This window comes from Nocardia anaemiae NBRC 100462 (assembly GCF_001612725.1).
In the GTDB taxonomy this organism is placed as follows: Bacteria; Actinomycetota; Actinomycetes; order Mycobacteriales; family Mycobacteriaceae; genus Nocardia; species Nocardia anaemiae.
Genome location: NZ_BDAZ01000030.1, coordinates 1 through 23,339 on the forward strand (window position 1 = coordinate 1; position 23,339 = coordinate 23,339).

1 protein-coding gene is annotated in these 23,339 nt (G+C 65.1%); it reads left to right on the forward strand.

The window, feature by feature from the left end:
* Positions 1 to 5,669: 5,669 nt before the first annotated feature.
* Positions 5,670 to 23,258, forward strand: a complete 17,589-nt coding sequence (ribA, locus tag NA5_RS42320) for a GTP cyclohydrolase II RibA (RefSeq protein ID WP_157110513.1) — start codon at positions 5,670 to 5,672, stop codon at positions 23,256 to 23,258.
* Positions 23,259 to 23,339: the final 81 nt, after the last annotated feature.

A 23,339-nucleotide genomic window follows, 5' to 3' on the forward strand; every position in this document is an offset into this window, starting at 1 on the left:
GGCGCTGACGGAGGGCCGCGCCGAGGTCGAGGTGATGCGGGCGGGCCTGAAGCAGGCCTACGAACGGCTCGCGGTGGACGCCGCGACCAAGCTGTCGGCGGTGGGACCGGTCCGGTTCGCGGTCACGGTGGGCCGGGCGGCGCTGCTGCCGACGGCCGTGGATGGCGGCGTGCAACTACTGCAGGTCGAGGCCGGTTACCGGCATGCGTCCCCGGTCGGGGACAACGGCGAGAACCCGAACGGTATCGACGTGAAGTCGATACTCGCGGCGGCGGCGTCGGGTGCCGGTGGCGCGGTGGGCGGCACACTGGCCGCGCGGGTGGCGCCCGCGGTGATTCCCATGATGCAGACCAGCCGAACGCTGGCCGGTCTGGTGCACGGGATGGCTGGCGCGGCGGCGGGTCTGGGCGCGGCGGCCATGATCACCGGCTGGCCGGAGGATTTCGACCATATTCTGGCGCCGATGCTCAACGGCGCGTTCGCGGGCACCGTGCATGCTCAACCCGGCAGCCACACTGCTGGTTCCCGTCCCGCTACCGAGTCGGCGGTCGACGGCAGCGGTCTGTTCACCAGGCCCGATCTGCCCGCGGCCGCACCGCCGGTGGAGATTTCGGCGGAGGCGAAGCAGGCGTGGGAGGCCTCGCGACAGGCATCGATGGCCGCTCCGAACGCGGCGACCACCGAGAGTCAGGCGCCGGTACCCAACGCGACGGCGAACACCGCGCCAGGGGCGGCGGGGCCCGCGCGGCCGGGTTCGACGCCGGTCGATGCCGCATCCAGCGGGGGCATGACGGTGCCTGCTGCGCCGATAGCGGTCCCCGCCGGATCCGATGCCCATGCGAGCGCGGCCGCACCATCGGTCCCGGTCGGTGCCAAGACAGCTGCGCCGCCGAAGGTTTCGGTGGATGTTACCCCGCGCGCGGCAGACGACGGACAACGAACATCGGCCGATGCCCTGTCACTCACGAGGCCGGAATCGCAAGCGGCGGCCCCGGATGCATCGGCGCCGACACGGCGTGCGACCGACACCCCCCAGCACACCGCCGGGCAGCATCCGTCGGCAGGCAACGCGCGCGACCGGACCGTGGAGCACGGCCCGCCGCCGGTATTGTCCAGTGCGGAAACCGCCGCACCGCCGAAGGTTTCGGTGGATGCAACCCAGCACGGCCCCGACGTGCCCGCCACCGTAAAGCATGCCGCCAGCGCCGAGCGGCATCCGGATGGTAACGAGTCGAGCCGAGGCGCTCCACGAGTGGAGTCCGGTGCGGAACCCTCTGGACCACAAAAGATTTCAGCGGACAACGGTGAGCACGCGGCTCCGGACGACTCGGCGGCGGCCACCTCCGACGGACGGCGGGCGCCAGCGAGCGATGAGCACGGCTCCGCGGTGGAGCACGGCGCCCAGACCGGTGTGCCCGCCCAGAGGACACCGGCCGATGCCGAGGCGGGGCGGGATACCGGTCCGGCCCCGCCTCCCGGCGACGAAACGGGCTCGTCGACCACGACTTCTCGCGATCATGCCGAGGACGTGCTGGCCGATTTCCATGCGCGCTCGGGTGACCACGTCCCCGAGGCGCTGAAGCTGTCGAACATGCCGGATGAGGTGTTGCAGGCCGGGCTGTTCCACCCCGACGAACACGAATCGCTGGTAGCGGGGATGGAGATCATTCGGCGCGGCACGATCGACGAGGTACCCGGTGGGATGGTGTTGCGTGCGCCGCAGCTCGAGGGCAGGTTCGAGATGGCCGGGCGACCGGTACAGATGCTGCCGGGGCAGGGCAAGACGCTGATGTTCATGTCGTACTCGTTGAATCAGGCGGTCCGGCACGGTTCGGCGCTGCTGGTGACGACCGCGGACGGACTGGCGCATCGGGAGTTCACCGAGTACCGGCGGGTGCTCAGCCGCTACGGCATCGACGTGTTGCGAGCCGATCAGGAGACCGGGTTCGGTTCGGTGACACCGGGCCGGCCCGCGATCGTGGTGGCCACCGGCGAGACCGTCGGGCATCTGTGCAACGCCGGTCACATGCCGCCGCGCCGGGCGGTGATCGACGAAATGGACGCGATCATAGACCGCGGTGAGAAGATCTTCATCCAATCCGAGATCGCCGCTGGCCCCGCGCCCGAGGCAACAGTCCGTGAGGTCTTCGACGCGCATGACTTCCTCGCCGACGCGCTCGCGAAAGGGCAGCTGTCGCACGAGGATTTCGGCCTGAAACAGATCGCCGAGGAAGTCGACGTCGAACGGTCCGACGGCACCCTCGACATCGACACCGAGTACTGGTACGACGGCCAGGCGGCGCTGACACCGGCGGGACGGGCGAAGGTCGAGGCGCTGCCGGGTGGTGAGCGGTGGTTGCGGCAGATGGGGTTGTCGCGGCTGGAGATGGCCGCCTCCGCCGAGTTCACCACCCGCAACAAGACCCATTACGTGATGGATCAGGGCAAGATCGTCATCATCGACCAGGCCGAGCACGGCCTGCAACGCAATCCGAAGACCTCGAGCGAATCACGCTGGAGCGCAGAGCCGGGCAAGGCGAGCCTGGCCCAGGCCGTCGAGGCCAAGGAGATCCGGGCCGCCGAGGCCGAGGGGATGAACGCCGAGCAGCACGGGATTGTGGTGCGCGCCGACGCGGACTCGTCGAAGAGCATCACCGCGGCCGAGATATACGGCACCAACCGCTTTTTCGACCACATCACCGGCGCCTCGGGCACGCTGGACGATCTGGGTGGCGTGCTGAAGATGGTGTACGGGCTCGACGCACCGCACAAAATCGATCCCTACAACCCGTCGCAGCTGGTGGAGGGCCAGGCCGACCTGCACGAGAACACTCGGGCCAAGCTGAATGCGGTGGCCGGATACGCCCACCAGATGTGGGACGGCGGCAACGGCCGCTTCCAGGAGATCCTCTGCCACCGCAACGATCTGGTCGAAAAACAGGTCCGCGCTCTGCTGCGGGCCGGAGTGCCACGGGAGGCGATCGAGGCGGTCGACAACGACCGGATCGCCAAGTGGGGCGCCGACTCGGAAGCCGAGTTGCAGAAGGTCTTCGACGCCGCCGGTGAGCAGGGCAAGATCCTGGTGATCAACCGGCAGGGCCAACGTGGTGTGGACATCGCCGTATCCGACGCCGTGCTCGCCAAGGGCGGCATGCACGTGTGGATGACGGAGGTCCCCGAACAGTCCTACATCTACGACCAGGCCAAGAACCGCACCGCGCGCAACGGCAAACCCGGCACCGCACAAGCATTGATGTCGCCGCAGGACGAGCTGATCCGCAACGCCATGCACCTGCGCGGGGTCCGCGAAGCGGTGGTGCAATACAACCAAGCAGTGGCCCAGCACCGGGCCGAGCCGACAGCCGAGACGCACAACGACGTCGTCGAGGCCAGTGACAAGCTCGGCTCACTCGTACCCGGATTGCAACAGCGCGCCCAGTACCACGCCACCGCCGACTTCATCCTCCACAACGCACCGATCACCGCCCCCGAAGCCCTCATCGCCGCGTTGACACCCTGGCACCCTGGCAATGCGAACATCGGCGCACCCGACCAACTGGTGGACCGATCCACGCGGCTCGCCAGACTGTTGGGAATTCCCGCCCCGGCCCTGACCGCCGCCGCAGTGCTCGATCAAGTCCCCGCCGACACCTCCAACCCCGACACCCACCACGCCAACTCCGAAATCCAATACGCCGCCCCCGGCACCCGAAGCGTCGGCACCCAGACCCCCAGCGCCGACGGTACTGGCGACCCACTTCAGAGGCTGCTGCACGAAGCAAACCTTTCGCCCGCCGTGGTCGCTACGTTGCGGCAGCAGGTCGATGCGACCGCCCGCGCAGCCGCCATCCAGTACGCGCTGCTCACCGACGAACAAGCACTCGAGCAGCTCACCCCCCGGCGCGACGAACTCGCCCAGCAACTCGACTGGTCTCCCGAGGAGGTCGCAGGTGCCGAGGGGCTGCGGCAGGTCGGCATCGCGCTGGCCGAAGCTCAGCACGATCTCGCGAACACACTCGGGTTCCCACCCTCGGACATCACCCCCGCGATAGCCCGAGACATCGTCGGTGAAGCGGTCGCCCAGCACCTGTCCGACACCGGCATCCACAATCCCACCGGCGACGTCAACACGAACGACACCGCAGCCCGCGAAGCGGACGCCACCGATCCCGTCGCCGAAAACGTTCTCGCCGCGGCCTCCTACTACCTGGCCACCGCGGCCCTGCTCGATCTGATCACGCAAATCCACCTACGCAGCCCCAACAACTGCGTCAACAACGGCGTGACCGCCATGCGAGTGCTGTGCCCGGAAAACAAGCACGTCTTCACCATGCCAACCGGCGGCCTACCGCTGCGGGGCCACGACTGGAGCACGGTCCAAGAATCGTTCCGCGGTGGCGTACCAAACGGATTCGACTCACTGGACAAAGCCGTCGAATCCCTGAAACAGCGTCCCGGCGGCATCCAGGTCCTGGTCTACAAATGGAAGGACACCAACAAAGACGGCAGCGACGACGCCGACAACCACCTCGTCCTCCTGGTCAACGCCAGCAAACCCGGCGAGGACGCGAAATTGGTCGTGGTGGACCTCGCCGCAGATGAAAACGGCAACCTCGACTTCACCCCGCACGACCTGGCCGATCGACGCACCCTGCTGAACAGTGCCGTCGAATTCGATACCTGGCAGCGCGAACAGCAGAAATTCATCGATAACCTGCCCGAGTCCAAGCGCGCGTTCTGGACCATCGACTTCAAGCCGAACGGCGACCTCATTGAGGAACCGGAGAGGGTCAGCGTCTCCCCGGAACATATCCGGGATATCAACGCGATCGGCGAATCGGTACTGGCCAAGCCGAGGCCATTCGACGACGAAGATCCGCTCGGCCAGCCAGCGATGAGCGGCAGGGGAGCCGAGCCCTGCCCATCCGGCCGATTTCGCCCGCATGGGCAACCGCCCACCCGACGGCGCTCGTGCCTCCGAACCGGAACCCGAACAGGAGCCGGGTTCTCCCGTGCCGGATGTCGCGCCGCATATCGGCGCTGCGACCGCCCGACTACGCGCCGACACGAGAGCGGACCGCCCCGAAGGTCACGAACCCACGAAGGGACGGGCACTCGTCGAGCACTATGCCGGTGCGGCGGACCCGGGCGGGGAGCGGGGATTCCTCGATCTGGAAATCCAAGACCAGATCGGCGTGCTGGAGCACGCGTTGGGAATCACCAGCGAGGCGGAGCGCGCCCTGGAACTGGCCCTGTTCATGGAGGACGCCTATCGCGAAGTCGCCCTGGTCTCGGCCCAGGAACGCCCGCAGGACATTTTCGACGGTCCCGAGGGGTGGGCGGGCTGGCTGGATGCTCGCGTCTTCGCACGCTCGAGATCCGAGCAGGCACCGTCGGTGGAGTTTCTAGCGGAGATCCATCGTCGGCTCGCGGTTCGGGTGAAACCCGAGTGCGCCGGGCGGTTCCGGGGCGACGGCGATTCGCCGGGTGGCGCCAACATCATGCGGGCCGCGCAGGGCGTGCCGCTGACGGCCGACGAAATCAGCGCCGTCCTGAACAATCCTCGGCTCACCTACGTTCCCGAACCGTACGGACATGGCGCCCTGCCTTACGGGTTCATGGCCGTTCCGCGCATCGATGGAGTCCCCGGCGCCCGCACGCTCAGGTTCGTGTCGTCCCCGCTGTCCGACGAGGAGCTGGCCCATCTGCTGTCCGACCCGCTCGCTGGCTTCGAGCGGCCGAACCCGAGGTCTGTGCGACAGGCCACGGCGGCGTTCATCGTCTATCCGTGGTACGGCTCGGCGACGGCGATGCGCGACGAGCTGGCGCAGTTGTGCGCCCGGTACAACGAGGCCATCGCCGAACCGGGATACGACCCGTACCAGGTGGCCGCGGACCTGCAACAGGGCCAGATATCGGTCCACCCTTTCTCGACAGATTTCAACGGCCGCGCCTCGCGGGTCGCCCTGTATTGGTCGCTGGAGTGCGCGGGGCAGCCACCCAGCGCTCTCCCCTCCTTCAACAAGGACATATTCAGCTCACCAGCGGAGTGGGCCGAGCAAGTTCGGCAGGGCAGTGCTCGCTATCGGAAATGGAAGGCCCGGGTCGAATCGGACCCCACTCTCGACCCGGTGGCATTGTTCGAACTAGAACCGGTGCGGCAGCGATATCGGGCTCTGGGTGGCACGGGCCGTCCATTCCCGCCGGGCAACTATTTCACCGGCCGCGTGGTCATGGAATTTCATCGGGTGCTGCGCTCGTCCGCGCCGCTCGACGAATTCGCGGCGCTGGAACTGTTGTTTGTTCCCACTGGGCCGCCCGTCATCACCGAGCTGACACGTCCAGGCACCGCGGACCAGGCACCCGGCGATCGGATCGGGCGCCGCCCGCACGAAGGCGAGGGGCGTGATTCATCCGATTTTCTGGAGCGCGGTCGGATCCGAATACCCGCGGCGTGGGCCGGAATGGGGCCGCTTCGCAGTACGCATTTCCCGCCGCCCGGACGGCGGATGACGACCAATGATCCGGATATCAATGCGGCGCTGTGGGGTTTTTCGCTTTGGATGGCCCATGTCGCCAATCAGGGACTGAATGGGCTCAGCGGCCAATGGGATTCGGCAGACGTCCCTGAGGCTAAGCGAGAGCTGCTGACGCAGCTGTACTTCTGGATCTCGAATCAGCGGTACCTGCGTCAGGTCTGGGCGGTGGCGCGCGACCCGAATATCGTGGGTATCGATGGGAAAAAGGATCCCGAATACTTCCGAACCAGGTTCACTCGCGGTGTAAATGATGTCGAGATGTACGGCGACTTGATGTGGTTGCGCGCTGGGATCGACCGCGATTCCGGGACCGGGCAGTGGCACGGCGGTGTGGGGACGCAGGCGTTTTGGACGGCATCCGCCATCGGCCGCATTCTCCGTGCGCGAATGAGGGACGAGGCGGAAGACCCCGCGGTGCTGGTAAATACTGTGGAACTTCCAAACGGGACCCGTGTGGACGGAAACCTCGTGCGTCGTTTCGATCGTGACAAGTTTGCGATCGAAACGGCTTCGGCCGCTGATCAGCAGCGGATTTTTGATGCCGCCATGACCGAACTCGCCACGCTCGTCGCGGTTCGCTCGCCGAATCCCTCGTCCGACACCTTGCGACATTTCGCCAACGTGGTTTATCTGCTCTTTCAAGCGCCGCTGATTATCGGGGGCAGCGATGCGACCATCCGGATGTTCGCGGCCACCACAATGACCTTCGCATTCGGTCGGCCGGTGCGGTTACCACACGATCTCGATTCACAGGCCAAGGCGCGCAACCAGTCTGACTTCATCGTATGGTTCACCGACATCCTGACCCGTCGCCTGGGTGCAACAGGTCCGGCGTCGGAATCTGCGCGTCCGCACCTGATCGGCCCTCCTTCTGCGGAACTTTTCGCTCGAGGTGTGCAGGCATTGCGGCAACAACGCACGTCGATCGAGTTGCAACCTGGATCCGACATCGAACAGTGGGTTGCCGGTCGGGGGCTCGGCATCCTATCCGGACCCCATGCGGTGGAGGATGCGTTCGCGCGGGCGTCCCGAGATCTGTTGCAGGAAGAGGGACTGAGCGAGGTCCGCCGTCCGGAGGGCCCGGTGCGCCGCAGTGTGGTTAAACGCGCGATCGCCGCTCGGCTGCGGATTATTGCTGGATTTACCGACCCGGATTTCAGTCGAGCCTATCCCGACAATTTGTACGGCGACAATCGTGATATTCGCCGCGATAACGCCACGGCGTTGCAGCGAATTGCCCACAAACTGGAGACCGACGCGAAATACTCGCTAACAGATGTCCTCGAGGAGGCGCGCGAGCATGCCTTCGACATGCAGGCGAAGTATGAGGGCTTCCGGGGGCAGCAGGTAATTCGACCGGGCACGCAGCCCTGGAGCCTGAGCACCATTACCCAAAACCTCATGCGTCAACTGCCGGAGGGTGTTGGGCCCGATACCGCACGGGACGTGATCGATGCGGTCATACGAATAGCCGAACTCGTTTCTTCCACCTCTGCGGCCGGGGACTCCGAGCCCGGCACCGACGCCGACGCGGCGATTGTGCTGACCGTGAATGAAGGTGCGGATCGACAGCTACGATTGCGCGCTCAGCTGGATTACAACGCGCACGGCACGCCGCCGAGTCCGGCGATGTTGAACCTCGCATTGGCGGGCGCGAACTGCCAGTTCCGAGTCGAGGAGTCGCGCCCGCTATCCGTGACGGAGCCGCATCCACGCCATCGTGTGCTGCTCGATTTCTCGTCACCGATCACCGATACAGGCCGAGACTGGACCGAGATCACCGATCGCCCCGCAGGCCCGGTGATGGTACCGATCACCGTGGGTCACGCCGCTGGGGCCGTCGCCCGCCGTGCGCGTTTCCTTATCAGGGGCGAACTGGGAGGACCGGCGTATATCGCGCGATTCGCGCCGGTCGTGGGGGAATTGATCAACCGCTGCCGAGCCTCGGATGTCGAGGTGCACACCGATCGGCGGGGTGAAGCGACCGCTCTCGGTATCCGCGCCGGGAATTGGGTGCTCGATTTGCAGACGGCGGGACCGACAACGCCGACGGTCCTGCGCATAAGTTTTCCGACCGTTGTGCGCGATGACCTGCGGGCTGTGCTGATCGCGCTGCTGCCGGAGGCACCGCGGTTCGCCGAATCGCTGGCCGAGGAGGCGTCCGGCTTCGCGCCCGGTGAACTCACCATCGCGGTTACCGGCGAACCCGGCGGCCGCACTGTCGAGTTCACGAGCGCCGACCATCCGGCCAGGCGCGTCGTCCGAACCGAACCGGCGAATAATCCGGTGGGCAGCGCCGTACTCGATTCCTCGGCGCGATCGGCCGGACCCGCAGTCCACGATATAGCCGAGCCGCCAGTAACCGCGGATACACGAATTCCTATTCTGGGTGTTCCTGGGTCGACACAGCATACCGCTCCACCGATCAACGTTCATATCTGCACCAAAGATGGCCCGCAACGCTTGAACGAAATTATCTCCGATATCGCGGCCGTGATTCCCGCAGTGAACGCGGTGTTCGTGTATGACGATTCTGTGGATTGGATCAACAGGGCGCACAATCGTCTGGCATTGAAAAGTGCGCCGTTTCGGACGGTTTATATTGACGAGTCTCGTCGACGTGAACTTCTACGCAATCTCCCATGGCCGGACGAGGCCGCTGAGGCGTATGCGCGGTATGCCTTCAAGGAATTGGGGCGTGCCGAATGGAACCACGCGGGCATCAGAGGGCTGGCGCATTTCGTTGCGGCGGCCACCGCTGCTCCAGGGAGTAGAGTTCTCTTTCTCGACGATGATATGAGATTGTCCGAAGGTACTTTTCGAGGAAAAGTGCATCAGGTAGATTCCGAAGCGATCGCCGACCTGCTCTCCAGGCCGATTTCCGATGACCGCGTAGTGGGCGCAGAATATGTCGGGCGGGCGGATGTGTACGACGCCGAGCATGCAAAGCATGCGCTGGCGTCGGATTCCACGGCCAGACATCAGACCAATTATCGATTCGTGCCAACATATGACGGTACCGAGCGAGAGGACGCTCTGGAGGGAGCCGTCCCCATCACTGGGGCGTTTCTTTTGATGGATGACCAAGGTGTACGCCGTGTTCCGATACCGCACACCTACAATGAAGACATCGCCTTCATCGCGGTATTGCAAGCGCACGGATATCGCATCGAGGTGGCGCCTTTCAAGCCCTTGCACACGGGCGACGAAAAACGTATCAAGTGGCGCACCGCCTTCATCCAGCAGGTGGGCGTCGTCATCCAGAAATCTCTCGAGCAGGCCCTCGAAGAAGTCGGTGTGGATGATCTACAGGCACTCGTGGATCGAGCGATCGGCTACTGTGACCGTAACGCTGAAATGGCGGCGGAGATCTGGAAAGAACTATTTCGCGATACCGATCGCCAATTCGGCGAAGTGCATTCTCGGAACGTGTACGCACTGGTGGATACCGAACGGATCGCTCGCGAAGCGGGCACGGCACTCGCGGCCTACCTGCGCTCATGGTCGGGCTGGCGCAAACTTGTTGACGACCCAGCGGTATCGGCCTATGTGCGACGCGCGGCGCATTTGACCTTCGGCACCGAGCCCGCTGCCGCACATCGAGTGTTCGAAGTAGTCGAGCGGCAAGCAGATCGGTCGCCCGGCACCGACCAGGCCGACATGGACCGAGTCATCGCCGAGCACCTCGGCCGAGGCAATACCACTGAACCCGATGGTCCCGCCGGGACAATCGGCAGCCGTCCGCCGAACGGCGAAACTCCGCTACTCGCCTGGCACGGCGTCGATCCGGTTCTGATTGCCGCCGAATTGACGGCCAAATGGCCGCGGCTGGAACGGATAGTCGGATTCGATCACCCGGGCGCCGATCCCGAGGCACTGCGGGATATCGCGCGCGCCATCGACGACCTCTACACCAGGTATCCACACATCAATATCCGTGAAGTCCGTGTGGTCGACCCGAGCGAACTGCCGAACAAACAGGCTGGCGCACATACGGATCCGACGAACTATCGGGATGGTGAACCCGGCAGCATCATCAAGGTCAATCTGCGCCGAGTCCTCGACGCGCACCAATACCACGAAATGCGCAAAGAATTCGTTTCTGCCGGTCTCCATCGCGACGGTTCCCAGATCAGACCGTTCTACCGCCTGATCCAGCATGAAGGCGGTCACGCGCTGGACAACGTCAGGCCCTACACCCACCTGATCATGGCCGACCTACTCGACACCTACCTCAACCACAGCGGCCGCGAACTCTCTTTCGTCACTTGGCTCGATACTGGACCGGAGAAACTGTCGGGATACAGCTACATATCCACTACGCCTGGTCGACGCCATGTGCGCCCCGCCGAAGCCGGTCCCGAAGCGTTCTGGGCTGGCGAAGCCGAACCACTGCATCCGCACACTCCCCTCGGCACCATCTATCGGCTGGCCACCGGCCAGAAACCGATCAAGTACCCACCGCCCGAGTTCGAAATGCACCCGATGCGGTCCCGCTGGCCGACCCCCGCACCAGGCGTCTCCGTCAAGGAGATGTTCGTAGACGTCGGCTCGAACCGTTTCCGGGTGGTCGCCGAGCGGCCAACCCCCGGCGCCGCCTGGCGAATCGCACCAGCAACCGGCGTCTTCCCCGAACACGACGTACTGGCAAAGGCCCTACCCCACCTACAGGCCGAATCCCCGGCAGAACTGCGCGCCGAAATCGCCAAAGCCCTCGGTGCCCCATCGGACCGCGGTCGCACAGACCGCCTCGGCGGTACCCAGCAATCGAGTCTCATCGATGGAGCAGGCACCGGCCGCCGAAGCGATGCCGACATGGCCCGGGAGACACCCGAGGTGGAGAAGATCGAGGCTTTGCGGGGACGGCCGGGCGTCGAGATCGAACTGATGACCTTCGAAGACGGCGTCCAAGTCCTGCGAGAGACCTACCGCTATGCCGAACATGCCATGCGGGAGTGGGCGCAGGCACTGATTTGCCGGGCCATGGGAGCACCGATTGCCGAGGTGCGCCTGAGTCCGCCCGAATTCCATGTCCTCTACCGCGATTACCAGTACGAAGGAGCCTCTCGCGACCCCCGCGCGGCCGACTTGCTGGGCATTTCAGCGGCCATCACCGGCAAGAAGAGCCCCTTCGCCGCTGCCTTCGTCCGCTACGTCGACGGTCGCAAGGTATGGCAAGATCACCACCTCCCCCGGCAAGCCATCGTCGACATCGGACAGGTTGTGATGTATGCGGGGGACCTGTTGGAACAGATGGCATTTCCCGAGTCGCTCTCGAGGACGGTGCTCAATACACAGAGGGCGGCGATGGATTCGCTGCGTGAGATTGCCCAGCACGCCGAGAGTCCGCTGCGCATGGCCAGGCTCGACGACGACGCCCAGGCCAAGACCCGGCTGATCGAAGACTTCTTGCTCAGGCACCCATATCTCGAGTTGGCCGGGTTCGACAGTCCCCATGTCCCGAAGGAGACTGTCGGGGAAATCTTGGCAAAACTGGATGACCTGCTCGATAGGTATCGATACGCCCCCGGTTTCCGGATGCTCATGACCAACATTCGCAAACTGAGAATCGACTTCCTGTTCGGCGCGCGCGCCACGACCGCCCCCGAGCCGAACAAGCACGGTAAGTATGTCGATCGTTCCACCGTCCGGGCGGAATTGACATTCAGTATGCAGTTCGCGGCTGATCGAGATTGGGCTGTCGCTGCCAGCGACCGGGACCTCCGATACGGGGTGCATCCGAGCAGTGGGCAACCGTACGCAGATGATGTCTGCCACGAGTTCGCCCACGCGATCGACCAAGCCACCGGGGGAGAACTCAGCCGGAACCTCACCGTCGTGCTGCGCGACGCCCATGCGAAGCTTCAAGAGCGCGGACTGATCGAAGGTTACGAGCGATGGCGCAACCGCCTGGCCAAGACCACACGCGACAGCGAGGCCCTGGCCGTCGGATTCGCCGACGCGCAGATCAATGGCAACGTCGTCGGTACCCCGCGATGGGTGATCCACGAGTACGTCGCGAATCTCCAGCCGCCACATGTCGAATCAGCGCACTTCACCGCGCACCCGGACCTTCCTGAAGGTTTGATCGGCAGCAGACCATCGGGTGACCCGTCCAGCGATGTCCGCTCCAGGACGGCCCGAGGCCTTCACTCGCAACAGCCCGACCGCGTCGAACCGGCAAGCGCCGCAACTGATCCCGATGCACCCGCATCGGAGACTTCGCTCCAGCCCCCTCGCTCCGATTATCCCGGAACGGACTCCGCAAGGCTCGCCAACCCCCTCGCCCACGAGTCTGCTCGAATCTTGAAAAGCGATATGGAGCAGCTTCCCCCGTACGCCTCGCCGGAGCAGAACCAGCGACGTACACCATGGAGCGGGCGAACCGAAACCGATCCGCAGTCGGTGCCGAGCAGCGTCACCGAGACGGCCGAGGGCAACCCGAAACCCAAGGGCCGCATCGGCAGTCGGCCGAGGTCGGGCTCGGTGTCGACGCCCACGCCCTGGTCGACCGGATCTGCGGCCGTGGCGGATCGGCGCGGGCGTGCTCAGCCTTCAGGGCTTGCCGGTAGCCGATCCGGCACGCGGTCCGACCTCGGCCTGACGGCCGGTCATGGATCGGGCACGTTCCTCAGCGGGCAGTTCCCGGCTCCCGATGTGGTGATGTCGAGCACCGACCCGGCGCGTATCGCGGCGCTTCGGATGTATTCCCTGTGGCAGGCGCATACCGCCGATCGAGGATTCGGGAAGCTCCGCGGCCGCTGGTTGGCGGCGGCGACGTCCGCGGCTCGCCGCAGGGCATTGTTCGAACTGTATGCATGGGTTTCGCAGCAACGTTATGAGCGCGCGGTCTGGGCGCGTGAGCGCGCCGACGATCAGGGTGCACGCGATATGCACCCGGCTTTGGCGCGCCACAATGCGCGACGCGATCCCAATGTCATCAAACCGGACAAATTCCGCAGGCGACTCGTGGTCGGTGATCCGAATGTCGACATGTTCGGTGTTCGTGGTCGCGAACTCGATGGGGCCCGATTCGACCCGGAAAGTGGACAATGGGAAGGAGGCTCGGAAACTCCCGCTTTCCGCGCGTTCTTCACGACCGGCGAACGCATCAGAGCCCGTTTCGCCGCGGAGTCGCCGCATAACGAGACATTGCAGAACGTCCTGGAGTTACCCGACGGAACCCGGGTCAACAGCAATACCCTGCTGATGGGCGCGGCGGCGGATGCTGTCGGCACCGCCAAGCAACAAGGTTCGCCGGGCCGAGTGGACCCGTTCGATCATGGTGCCGAGAAGTTCGTCACCGTAACAGCGGACCCAGCCGATCAGCGACGGATCTTCGACGCCGCGATCGCCGAAATCGGCGTACTGCTGGAACGGTCCTCCAAACCTTCACCAGACACCGTCCGGAATTTCGCGAACACGGTTTATCTGCTATTCCATGCGCCGCTGATCAATCGTGGCAGTGACACGACGATCAGAATCTTTGCCGCCATTGTCCACGAATTCTTGTTCGGTAGGCCATTGTTCTTACCGCACGACGTGGATCTCCAGGCGTATTCGAGAAGTCAGTCCGATTTCGTCGAATGGTTGACCGAGGTACTCGATAAGGGTCGGCGGCGGGATGCTGTGGTGTGTTTCCGGCGCGGTCTCGATCGGGTACACGAGGTGACTGGCGCACACGTGGGAACATGGGGACCCGCCCAGATTACTGAGCGGGGAGTGCTGCCGCTACCGGCGCATCGGGCAGCGGGAGGCACCTTTCACGAGGTGGCCACCTGGGGGTTGTTGGAGCAGCAACTGTCCAACGACCCCCCGGGAACGACGGCTCTCGTGGTGCACTGGCAGCGCGGCATAGTCGACGGTCCGCCGGTCGATTTCCGCGATTCGCGATCCGCGCACACGGTTGTGTTGACCCGCGGCAAAACCGCAGGGGTGCTCGAGTTCTACGAATCACGCGACGACAGTATCCATGAATACTCCTACGGTGCGCGTCCGGCCGATGTGATGGTTCCCCCGGATACGAACAGCCTGGTCGTAGTCAAATATGGCCCTGCCGGAAACGTATTACCAGCGAACGGCCCGGTTGTCCTGCCGCCATTGCCGATCGCCGATACGGACGATTCACCTCCACTCGATACGGTCTCGCCTCCGCGCGCCGACCGACCGGGCGTCGCACAGGATTTCATCGGCAGCCGCCCGCGGATAAGCGGTCGTGATCGGGCGACGATGATCGGCAGCCGTCCACACGACGGCGATAGTCGCGATTCATCAGGCTTTCTGGAAGGCGGTTGGATCGAAGCGCGCGGTGAGACGATGCCTTGGTCGCGCGAGATGGTTGACGGACTATCGCTCACACCCCCCGAGACCGAAATTCTTGCACACGCACGAAATGGTATGACGCACATCGAAATTGCGATGCTGCGCAATCTTTCCGAGCGTGCGGTGCTGGCGACGCTGGCCAGCGTCCGCCGCAAGCTCAGAATTCAGCGGACCCGGCTGGTGACAGCGGCCCGTCCTGCCGACCCGTCCACCACATCGGAATCCGACCGTTTCCGAGCGGCCATGTACGCCGCCCTGATAGGTGCTGACCAGCCAGGGCCGCAGCAATTGATCGCCGAGGCGGGCCCCGAGCAGCTGGAACGCATCATGCGAGGGCTCGGTGCGGATCATCGGGCGGCGCTACGCCCAGTCCGGGCGGGCGCGCGCATTCAGGTGATCCGCCACATGGCGCTGCTCGCCGCGCGTCGGTCCGCGAGTATGCTTGTGGCCGAACACAACCGGTCGCAGGCGGTGCTGGCCACCGCGCTGGCAGAGGCGAGTCCGACCGAACTGCGGACCGCACTCGACGAACTCGCCGCGGCCGAACGCCAGTTCCTGATCAACCGGTTCGGATCGGCACCGTCACCGGCCAACTTCGATATCGATGACTCCGTGCGCGGTTCGTACGCGGTTGATATCGTCCGAGATGTCGCAACGCGAATAGCGACTCGTGCGGGAATGTTGATCGACGGGGAGAACACTTCGGACAGAAGCAGATTCCAGACCGAACATCACCCCGCGGAGAACGAACTTCTTGCCGCGGTGCAGCGTACGAATTCTGCGGTCGCCCAGACGTATACGGCGGACCAATATCTGGACGCGCTCGTGGATTGGCTGGACCGGCACGACCCGGCGCAGCCGGACCCGACCCCGGCATACCACTGGCGCTCGTTGCCCATGGATCATGGTTTCGACGACGAACAGCGGCGACTCGCCGCTGAGGCGCTGCGCGCGGGTGGCTTCGGCACCGCGGATAGGTTGCAGCGGTGGGCGTATCGCCTGACGGCGGGGTCCGCACGACGGCGTGCGATCGAGAACAGCCAGTGGTGGGACTCGCTGAGCGACCCCGCCGAACCAGGTGGGCTGAGCAGCGCGCAACGGGCACTCATCCAGGTCTACCCGCACCAGATCGGCAACGCCGACGGCCTTCCGGCCGTGATCCGCGACCACGCCAACCGGCTGTCGATCCGCCGGGAGCTGGACGAGTTCACCGCCCGCAAGCCGGTAGGTGTGGGAATGCTCAACTGGATCCGGACCGACCTCACCGCCGCCGAGAGGAAACAGCTCAGCAACCTGATCCATATCCGAAATCACCTGCAACAGCTGGACCGTCAAGCCACCGAGATGCCCGGCAGTCCGCCGGTACACCTGCTGTCCTACGATTCCACCGCGTTCCATGGCAAAGGCAAGGCCGTCGTCTCGCTCGGCAATGTGGACACCGCGCATACGGTGAATTGGCATGTGCCCGGCACGGATACGACCTCGGCCTCGCTGGCATACCAGGCCAAGCCGCTGCGCAACCTGTACGAGGAGACGCTGCGCGTCGAGCCGTCGCTCGAGCTGGCATCCATCATCTGGATCGGGTACGACGCGCCGGCCGGGTCGCTGTACACCGGCTATGTGAAGGCCGCGTTCCGCCGCCGCGCACAGGTCGGCGGGGACCGGTTGCTGTGTGACATCGCGGCATTGCACGCCACCCGTCGTCGCGCCGGAACGGCCGCCCCCACCCGGCTTGTCAACCGGCTCTATGGGCACAGCTACGGTTCGGTCACCACTTGTTATGCCGGTCGCGGCGGCAGGCTGGCCGGTCTGGTCGGCTCGATCACCCTCTCGGGGTCCCCGGGGGCGGGCCCTGTCCGCCATGCCGCGGAGTTCGGCATCGGCGCGGACAATGTCTATATCTTCGCGTCGTGGCGCGATCCGGTAACGATGTTCGGAGCGGACCGGCCCGGCGCGCAGAGCCGCGTCAACCCGCGGCTCGGCCACGGCATGGACCCCGCGACCGAGGCATTCGGCGCCCAACGCCTCGGCGCCGAATTCCCCGACTCACCGGATTTCGCCGGTGCAGAGGCCGTGCATCAGGGCTATTTACACTACGATCCGACGACCGGGCGGCCCAACGAAGCACTGGCCAACACCGCGCAAATCACCGCCGGACACGGCGACGCCCTCCCCCGGATCGCTCGCCGTCGAGCCGGAAGTGGTGTGATCCCACTACCCGCCGACGTCGAACGCGGGCGATACGCCGGTGCCACCAGCGACTCCATGCCCAGCCCACTGCCGGACGGTCAGATCGGCAGAAGACCGCATGAGCCATCCGCGTCGAACAGCGGGAACACCGAGTCGGATATCCGGCGGGCGGTAGCGCGCCGGGTCGGGGACCGAGCCGCGCGGCTGCGGCAGGAACTGGTCGAACTGCTCGGGCCGCACAATATCGATGCCGACGAGCTGTTGCGCACCGGATCGTCCACCTGGGAGAGCTGGTTCATCGAGTATCGGCAGGTTCGCCGTGAACTGGTCGAAATGCTCGAGATCGAGCACGGCGAGCTGGTGGACGACGACTGGATTCGACATGTGCTGGCGCAGCGCCAGGAACAGGGTTACCCGACACCCGAGCGCACAGCTGCTGGACGAGTTTTCGCCGAATACGCTGCGGTTGCAAAACTTATCGACGAGGTGCATCGCCTGCACGCATGGGCCGGGGCGGTCGAGGCGGTGGAAGACGAGCTGGCGCGGCGCGCCGACGAAGCGTTCCGGCTGATCGCCCGGGCGCAGGGTCTGGCACTCGCGGCCGCCGGCTTCCGGCCGCTCGATGCGCCGGTTCGACTGATCGAGTCCCTGCTTGCCACAGTGGCTCGGCATATCGAGGCTGTCCGTCGTCTGCAGGGGCAGGCAGATGCGCTCCACACGCTGGGCATGGTGGTGGAGGACTACGAGCGCTTGCTGCGGACGCTCGGGCCGTCGTACCGCCAGATCTTCTCGGCCGCACGGCAATACGGTCTGCCGACCTGGGACTCACGTCCAGGGGTGCGACTACTGGTCGCTCGCCTGCGGCGCCTGCTGGCTGCTGCCCGGCGCTCCGGGGACGCGGGCGGTACCGAGGAGCTGCGTCGATTGATGCAGCGAGCGACCATGGTTGCCGAACTCTACGACGCGATATATCGGCTGAACGCTGATATGGATGCCGCGATCGAGCATGCCACCGCAGCGCTGTCGGGCGTGTCGGCAGCGCCGCCCAGATCTTCGTCGCATACGTACGACCTGTCCGATGCCCTGGAGTCGAGCGAAGGCTTGGCGCCGTTGCGCGCAGGTTTGGCGGCTGTGCGCGACGATGTCGCGCGTGCTCGAGAAGATAGCTTCATCGCCCTGGTGGACGGACTCGGCGGGGAGTTCGACATTGATCTTCCGGCGCTCGACGAACTCGGTGCGGGCGGGCAAGACCTGATGCGGTTGATGAGTCTGCAGTCCAAGCGATCCGACCGGCTCGAAACCGCCATCGGTCTCGTGCACGAAATCGCCCGCGCGCGTACGCAACTCACGCGTATCGATACGGTAATCGCGGCGATAGACGAAACCGACCATCGTCGGAAACTCGGGCAAGAGGTGCGGACGCGTCTGGAGTCGGACCAACTGCGCAAGTACCCGCTGGATCGTCGGTGGAGCCGGGGAGCACTCGATCCGGACCCGATGATCCTGCGCGCGGCGGCGCGAAAGTGCGAACTCGAGCTACCCGGCGACGGGTGGGGGGAGGCGCCCCTCGACGAAGTGGGTCGGCGGGTGGCCGCGTTACGGGCGCGTGGCGAGGCTGCTCGAGCGGTAGACCTTGCCGAGCGCTACATCGGACTGCGTCGGCTGATCGATGCCTTTGATGCCGAGACTCCGTGGCGCTATCGACATGAACGGCTGCGTACGCATGCGAGGGAACTCGACCAGCTGGTGCGCAGCCGACATGATGCCGAAAGGCAGCGCGCCGCGGCCGAGTATCGGCTGTGGCAGGCCGCCACGCGTATCGATGTGAATCCGAGCCGCTGGAACACGCTTCCCGAGATGCGGGAAGCGTTGCGGCGCATGGTGAAACAGGACCTGCGCTGGCTCGTGCTGGTGCTCGGATCGGATACTCCGGAACGGCTGCGCGAGCTGGACTCGATATCGGCCGAAGCGCTGGAGATGCGTTCGGTGTCTGCGGCACTCACACCGGTATCGCGTCAACTGGCGGATGCTCATCCGCGAGGCAGCGCGGTGCGGGAGCGTGCCGAACACTGCCGCTACCTCATCACGATGGTCGAGGCCGCCGACGAGATCGCCGACCGGACAACGCATATCGATCGGTTCGACGCGAATCTGGATCAGTGGCTGGATTCGGCGCTCGACATCGCCGGGGAGGCCGATGATCTGATCGTCCGGTCCGACCACGCGGATATTCCTCGTGACGGTCATGCGATGAGTCAAAGCGCGCCGTTGACCGCGGCGCTGCATCGGGATCGGACCGGCAACGAGCGCATCGTCGTGCCGGGCCGGGTCGGACCCGGCGGCTTTGCGTTCGAAAGGTATGCGTCGTTGCTACACGGCGATCCGCAGCCGATCCCCGTCGACGCCGACCATTCGCATCGGCTGCTCGAGCGAGCGCTGCTCACCAGGGTGGCGCGCCTGCCCGTACCGCAACGTGACGGGTTCTCGGTCGTGGTGGTCGATGAGGTACACGCGGCAGATGCGGACGGCGTCGGCGCCTACACCTATCGCCTGGAGTACCACTACGACGAGCGCCGGGACGACGGCTGGATCGAACTGCAAGATCCGGGCAGGGGACGGTACGAGCCATGGGACGGCTCGACGGTATCGGAGGTTCCGGTCCGAATCTGGATAATGGGTTTCGACCAGGCAGGCAACGCAATGCGATTGCCGGGAGCCGGAACCGATGCGTACCCACCCGACCTGCAGATCGGTGCCGGGGGGTCGTACTCGACCGAAACCACCGTCGATCTGGAACGGGCAGACATCAGCACGCTTCAGCGCGCGCTGACCGATGGGGTGATGACCTCGGTGGAACTCGTCGAGGCGTATCAGCGGCGAATCCAGATGCTGGACAAGGCAGGCCCGCGCCTGAATGCGATTCGGGTATTGAACCCCGAGGCGATCGCGGACGCCGAGCGGTTGGATGCCGAACGCCGACGGGGGCACATCCGTGGACCGCTGCACGGGATTCCCATTCTGATCAAGGACAATATCGATGTCGCCGGGCTGCCCACGACCGGTGGGGCGGTGGCGTTCCAAGACTCCTACCCCAGCGGTGACGCTTTCGTGGTGCGGCGGCTGCGCGAGGCGGGAGCGATAATTCTGGGCAAAACCAACTTGACCGAACTCGCGAATTTCGTCGCCGACGAAATGCCGAGCGGCCACAGTGGCCTCGGCGGAACCGTGCTGAACGCGTACGGCGCGGGTCTTGACCCGGGCGGGTCCAGTACTGGATCGGCGGTTTCCGTCGCGGCCGCGTTGGCTGCGGCGGCCATCGGGACGGAGACGGCGGGCTCGCTCGTCGCTCCGGCGGCGGCCAACTCTGTGGTTACGATCAAACCCACCGGTGGGGTGAGCAGGACCGGGATCATGCCGACTGCATTATCCCTGGACATCGCGGGGCCGATAGCGCGCACGGTATTCGACGCCGCGATCCTGCTCACCGTGTTGACCGCAGCTGACCCGCAGGATCCGGCGGCAGCGCCTGTCGCCGACATCGATTTCACTGCGGAATTGTCGGTCGATGCCCTGCGCAACGTTCGGATCGGGACGATTGGAGCGCCCTACTTTTTCGAAGGCGCGCAGGATGTATTCAGGGAGCAGGGCGCGACGCTGACACCGGTCGAAGTGCACGAGGCCGACCTACCCAGCGCGATCGCCAACTTTGAATTCGCGCGGGATATGAATCAGTACTTGGACCGGCTGCCCGCGGACGCGCCGATCAAGACGTTGGCAGACTTGATCCGTTTCAATGACGATCACATCATCGAGGGCGCGATTCCGTACGGACAGAGCAGGTTGATTGCCGCCAACGCCATCGATCTGGACGATCCAGCGGTACTGGCGAAGTATCACGCTCACCTCGACCATGCCACCAGGGATGCGCAGCAGCGACTCGAGCGGGCATTCGATGCGAGCGGCGCGGATGTTTTGCTGTTCTTCCAGGACACCGCACACAAGGTGCACGCCCGGGCAAAGTATCCGGCGGTGACAATCCCGATCGGTTACCATCCGCGCACCGGTCAGCCGCTGGGGGCGACGCTGGTCGGCAAGCCACATACGGACGCGCGGTTGCTGGCGTATGCGTATGCGTACGAACAGGCGGCGCAGGCGTGGCGTCCGCCCTCTGAGATCAATCCCGCATTGTTTTCGGAAATCTTGTCGGGCTGGATCAGGCGGCGTACGGACTCGGCGCCGAGCCTGTCGCCGCGGCCGTCGGCCCCCGACACCGAATCGAATCGGGACGGGAGGCCCGAGACACCTTGGTCGCGACGAGCCAGGACCGTCGAGGAGCAGGCCGTTTCCCCCCACGCGGGCAACCGCTCCGACACCTCCGAAACCGCCGAACCCGGATCTGAAACCAGGCAGCAAACCGAGACGGCGGCGGTCACACCACGGCGAACAGAGTCGGTTCCGCTGCCGCAAGAGTCCGGCACACAGGCAGCCATCAGTGGCGCGGACGGCACCGCACACCCACACATGCCTGCTGTGCCGGACGAGCCCGGTGGCGGCTCAGCTCGTCCGGCCGAGAGCTGGCCTCTGGTCGATCTCGATTGGCTCCGCTCCGAGCCCGCGACCCTATCGCTGGTGGATCGTCTCGATGTCGATACACGTCATGTACTGGATCGATACCCAGGGTCTGCCGAGAAGGCGCGGCGGTTGGATGAAGCGCTGAATCCGCCGTGGCCGGGATTTCGTGAACAGGTGGATATCGATGCGGCGGATCTGAACCGGGTGATCGACGACCGCCTGCGCGTAATAGCACGCGCTGTGCCGGAGGAGCATTTCGAAGCGATCGTAAACGCGCTGCACCTGACGCCGACCGGTCGACTAGAGATGGTCGATGCGTTGTTCGAGATGCGCACCGGACCGGGTACGTCCAATGCGTACCGGGATTCGCCACAGTGGCGGCACGACGATACGCCGTCCGAGCGGATCGAATACCGGCTCGGCCTACCGACGCTGATGCACCTGCAAGCCCATCATCGGGATGCGTTGTCTGCGATCACTTTCGTGGACAGGGCGCTGCACGGCCCGGCGGACTCGTTGGCGGAGCGTATCGCCACTGATGCATATGACGAATTGAGCCGGGCAGTAACGGATTTCGCGCAGTCCGTACCGTCTGAGCACTATTCGGCAGTGGTGGCTGCTCTCGATGTCGGGGCAGGTGCCGAGGCGGCTATTCTCGATTCGCTGCATCGGACGGGCGCACAAGCCGACAGTGATATCCAGGAGCGCCTGCGGACCGTCGCCAACCTTGTTGTCGGGATAGTCGGTGCGGACTCGCACGCATTAGCGGGTGTCGATGTGCGCGATGTCCGCTTCGCTGAGGAGGCCGCCGTCGCGCTGGCCCGCTTCGGCCCGCACAATCCGTACCTGGTCTATCGGCCGGATCACGTCCAACTGCACCGGCCGGGATACCCGACACTGCGCGGCCCGCTCGGCGGTCCGCTGATGGCGGAATTGGCCGAAAGACGCCGTGCGGCTCCCCAACTCAGCTTTTATGGTGGCCGCCGGGACGAAGGGCCGATCCCCGGCGACCCTGTGATCATCCATACGCTGCCCACCGAGGACTGGGGCACGCTGCAGCTCCACGTCTATCAGTCACCGATGCTGGGCGAGGGGGCGGTCGTCGCGGCGGTCGTGGGCACCTACGAGCAGTTGCATGCCAGGCCGCCCCTGGTCCGGGCGCATTCGCGGTGCCTCTACGGCGACACCCTGCGCTCCACCAGATGTGATTGCTACCGCCAGATGATAAGTGCGCTCGACCAGATGCGCGCCGAAGGCGCCGGGGTTCTCGTCTACTTCGACGAAGGTGGGGGCTGGAGCGGTGGTCACGAGGGACGCGGTGTCGGGTTGCTCAACAAAGCGACGGCCTACCGGGAGGAGGACAAGGGGCTCGACACCGTGCAGGCGTTCGACCACCTCCACCTGCCATACGACCTCCGGCGCTACAGCCACGGCGCGTTCATGCTCCGCTATATCGGCGTCGGGGAGGTCCGGTTGATGACGAACAACCCGGCAAAGATCGCCGGTCTGCGCAAACACGGCATCCGGATTGCCGACCGGGTCCCGCAGAAGTTTCGCGGACAAGACCGCGACAGCTATCTGGAGACCAAGATGGACAAATTCGGGCACCTATTCGACCCTAACGATTTCCGTTGAGTCGCTTCGAAATTCAGGAAATCCCCGGCGGTGTAGTCGACGCGCGCCCAACGACATCGGCGTAACTGCCCGCAAACAGCA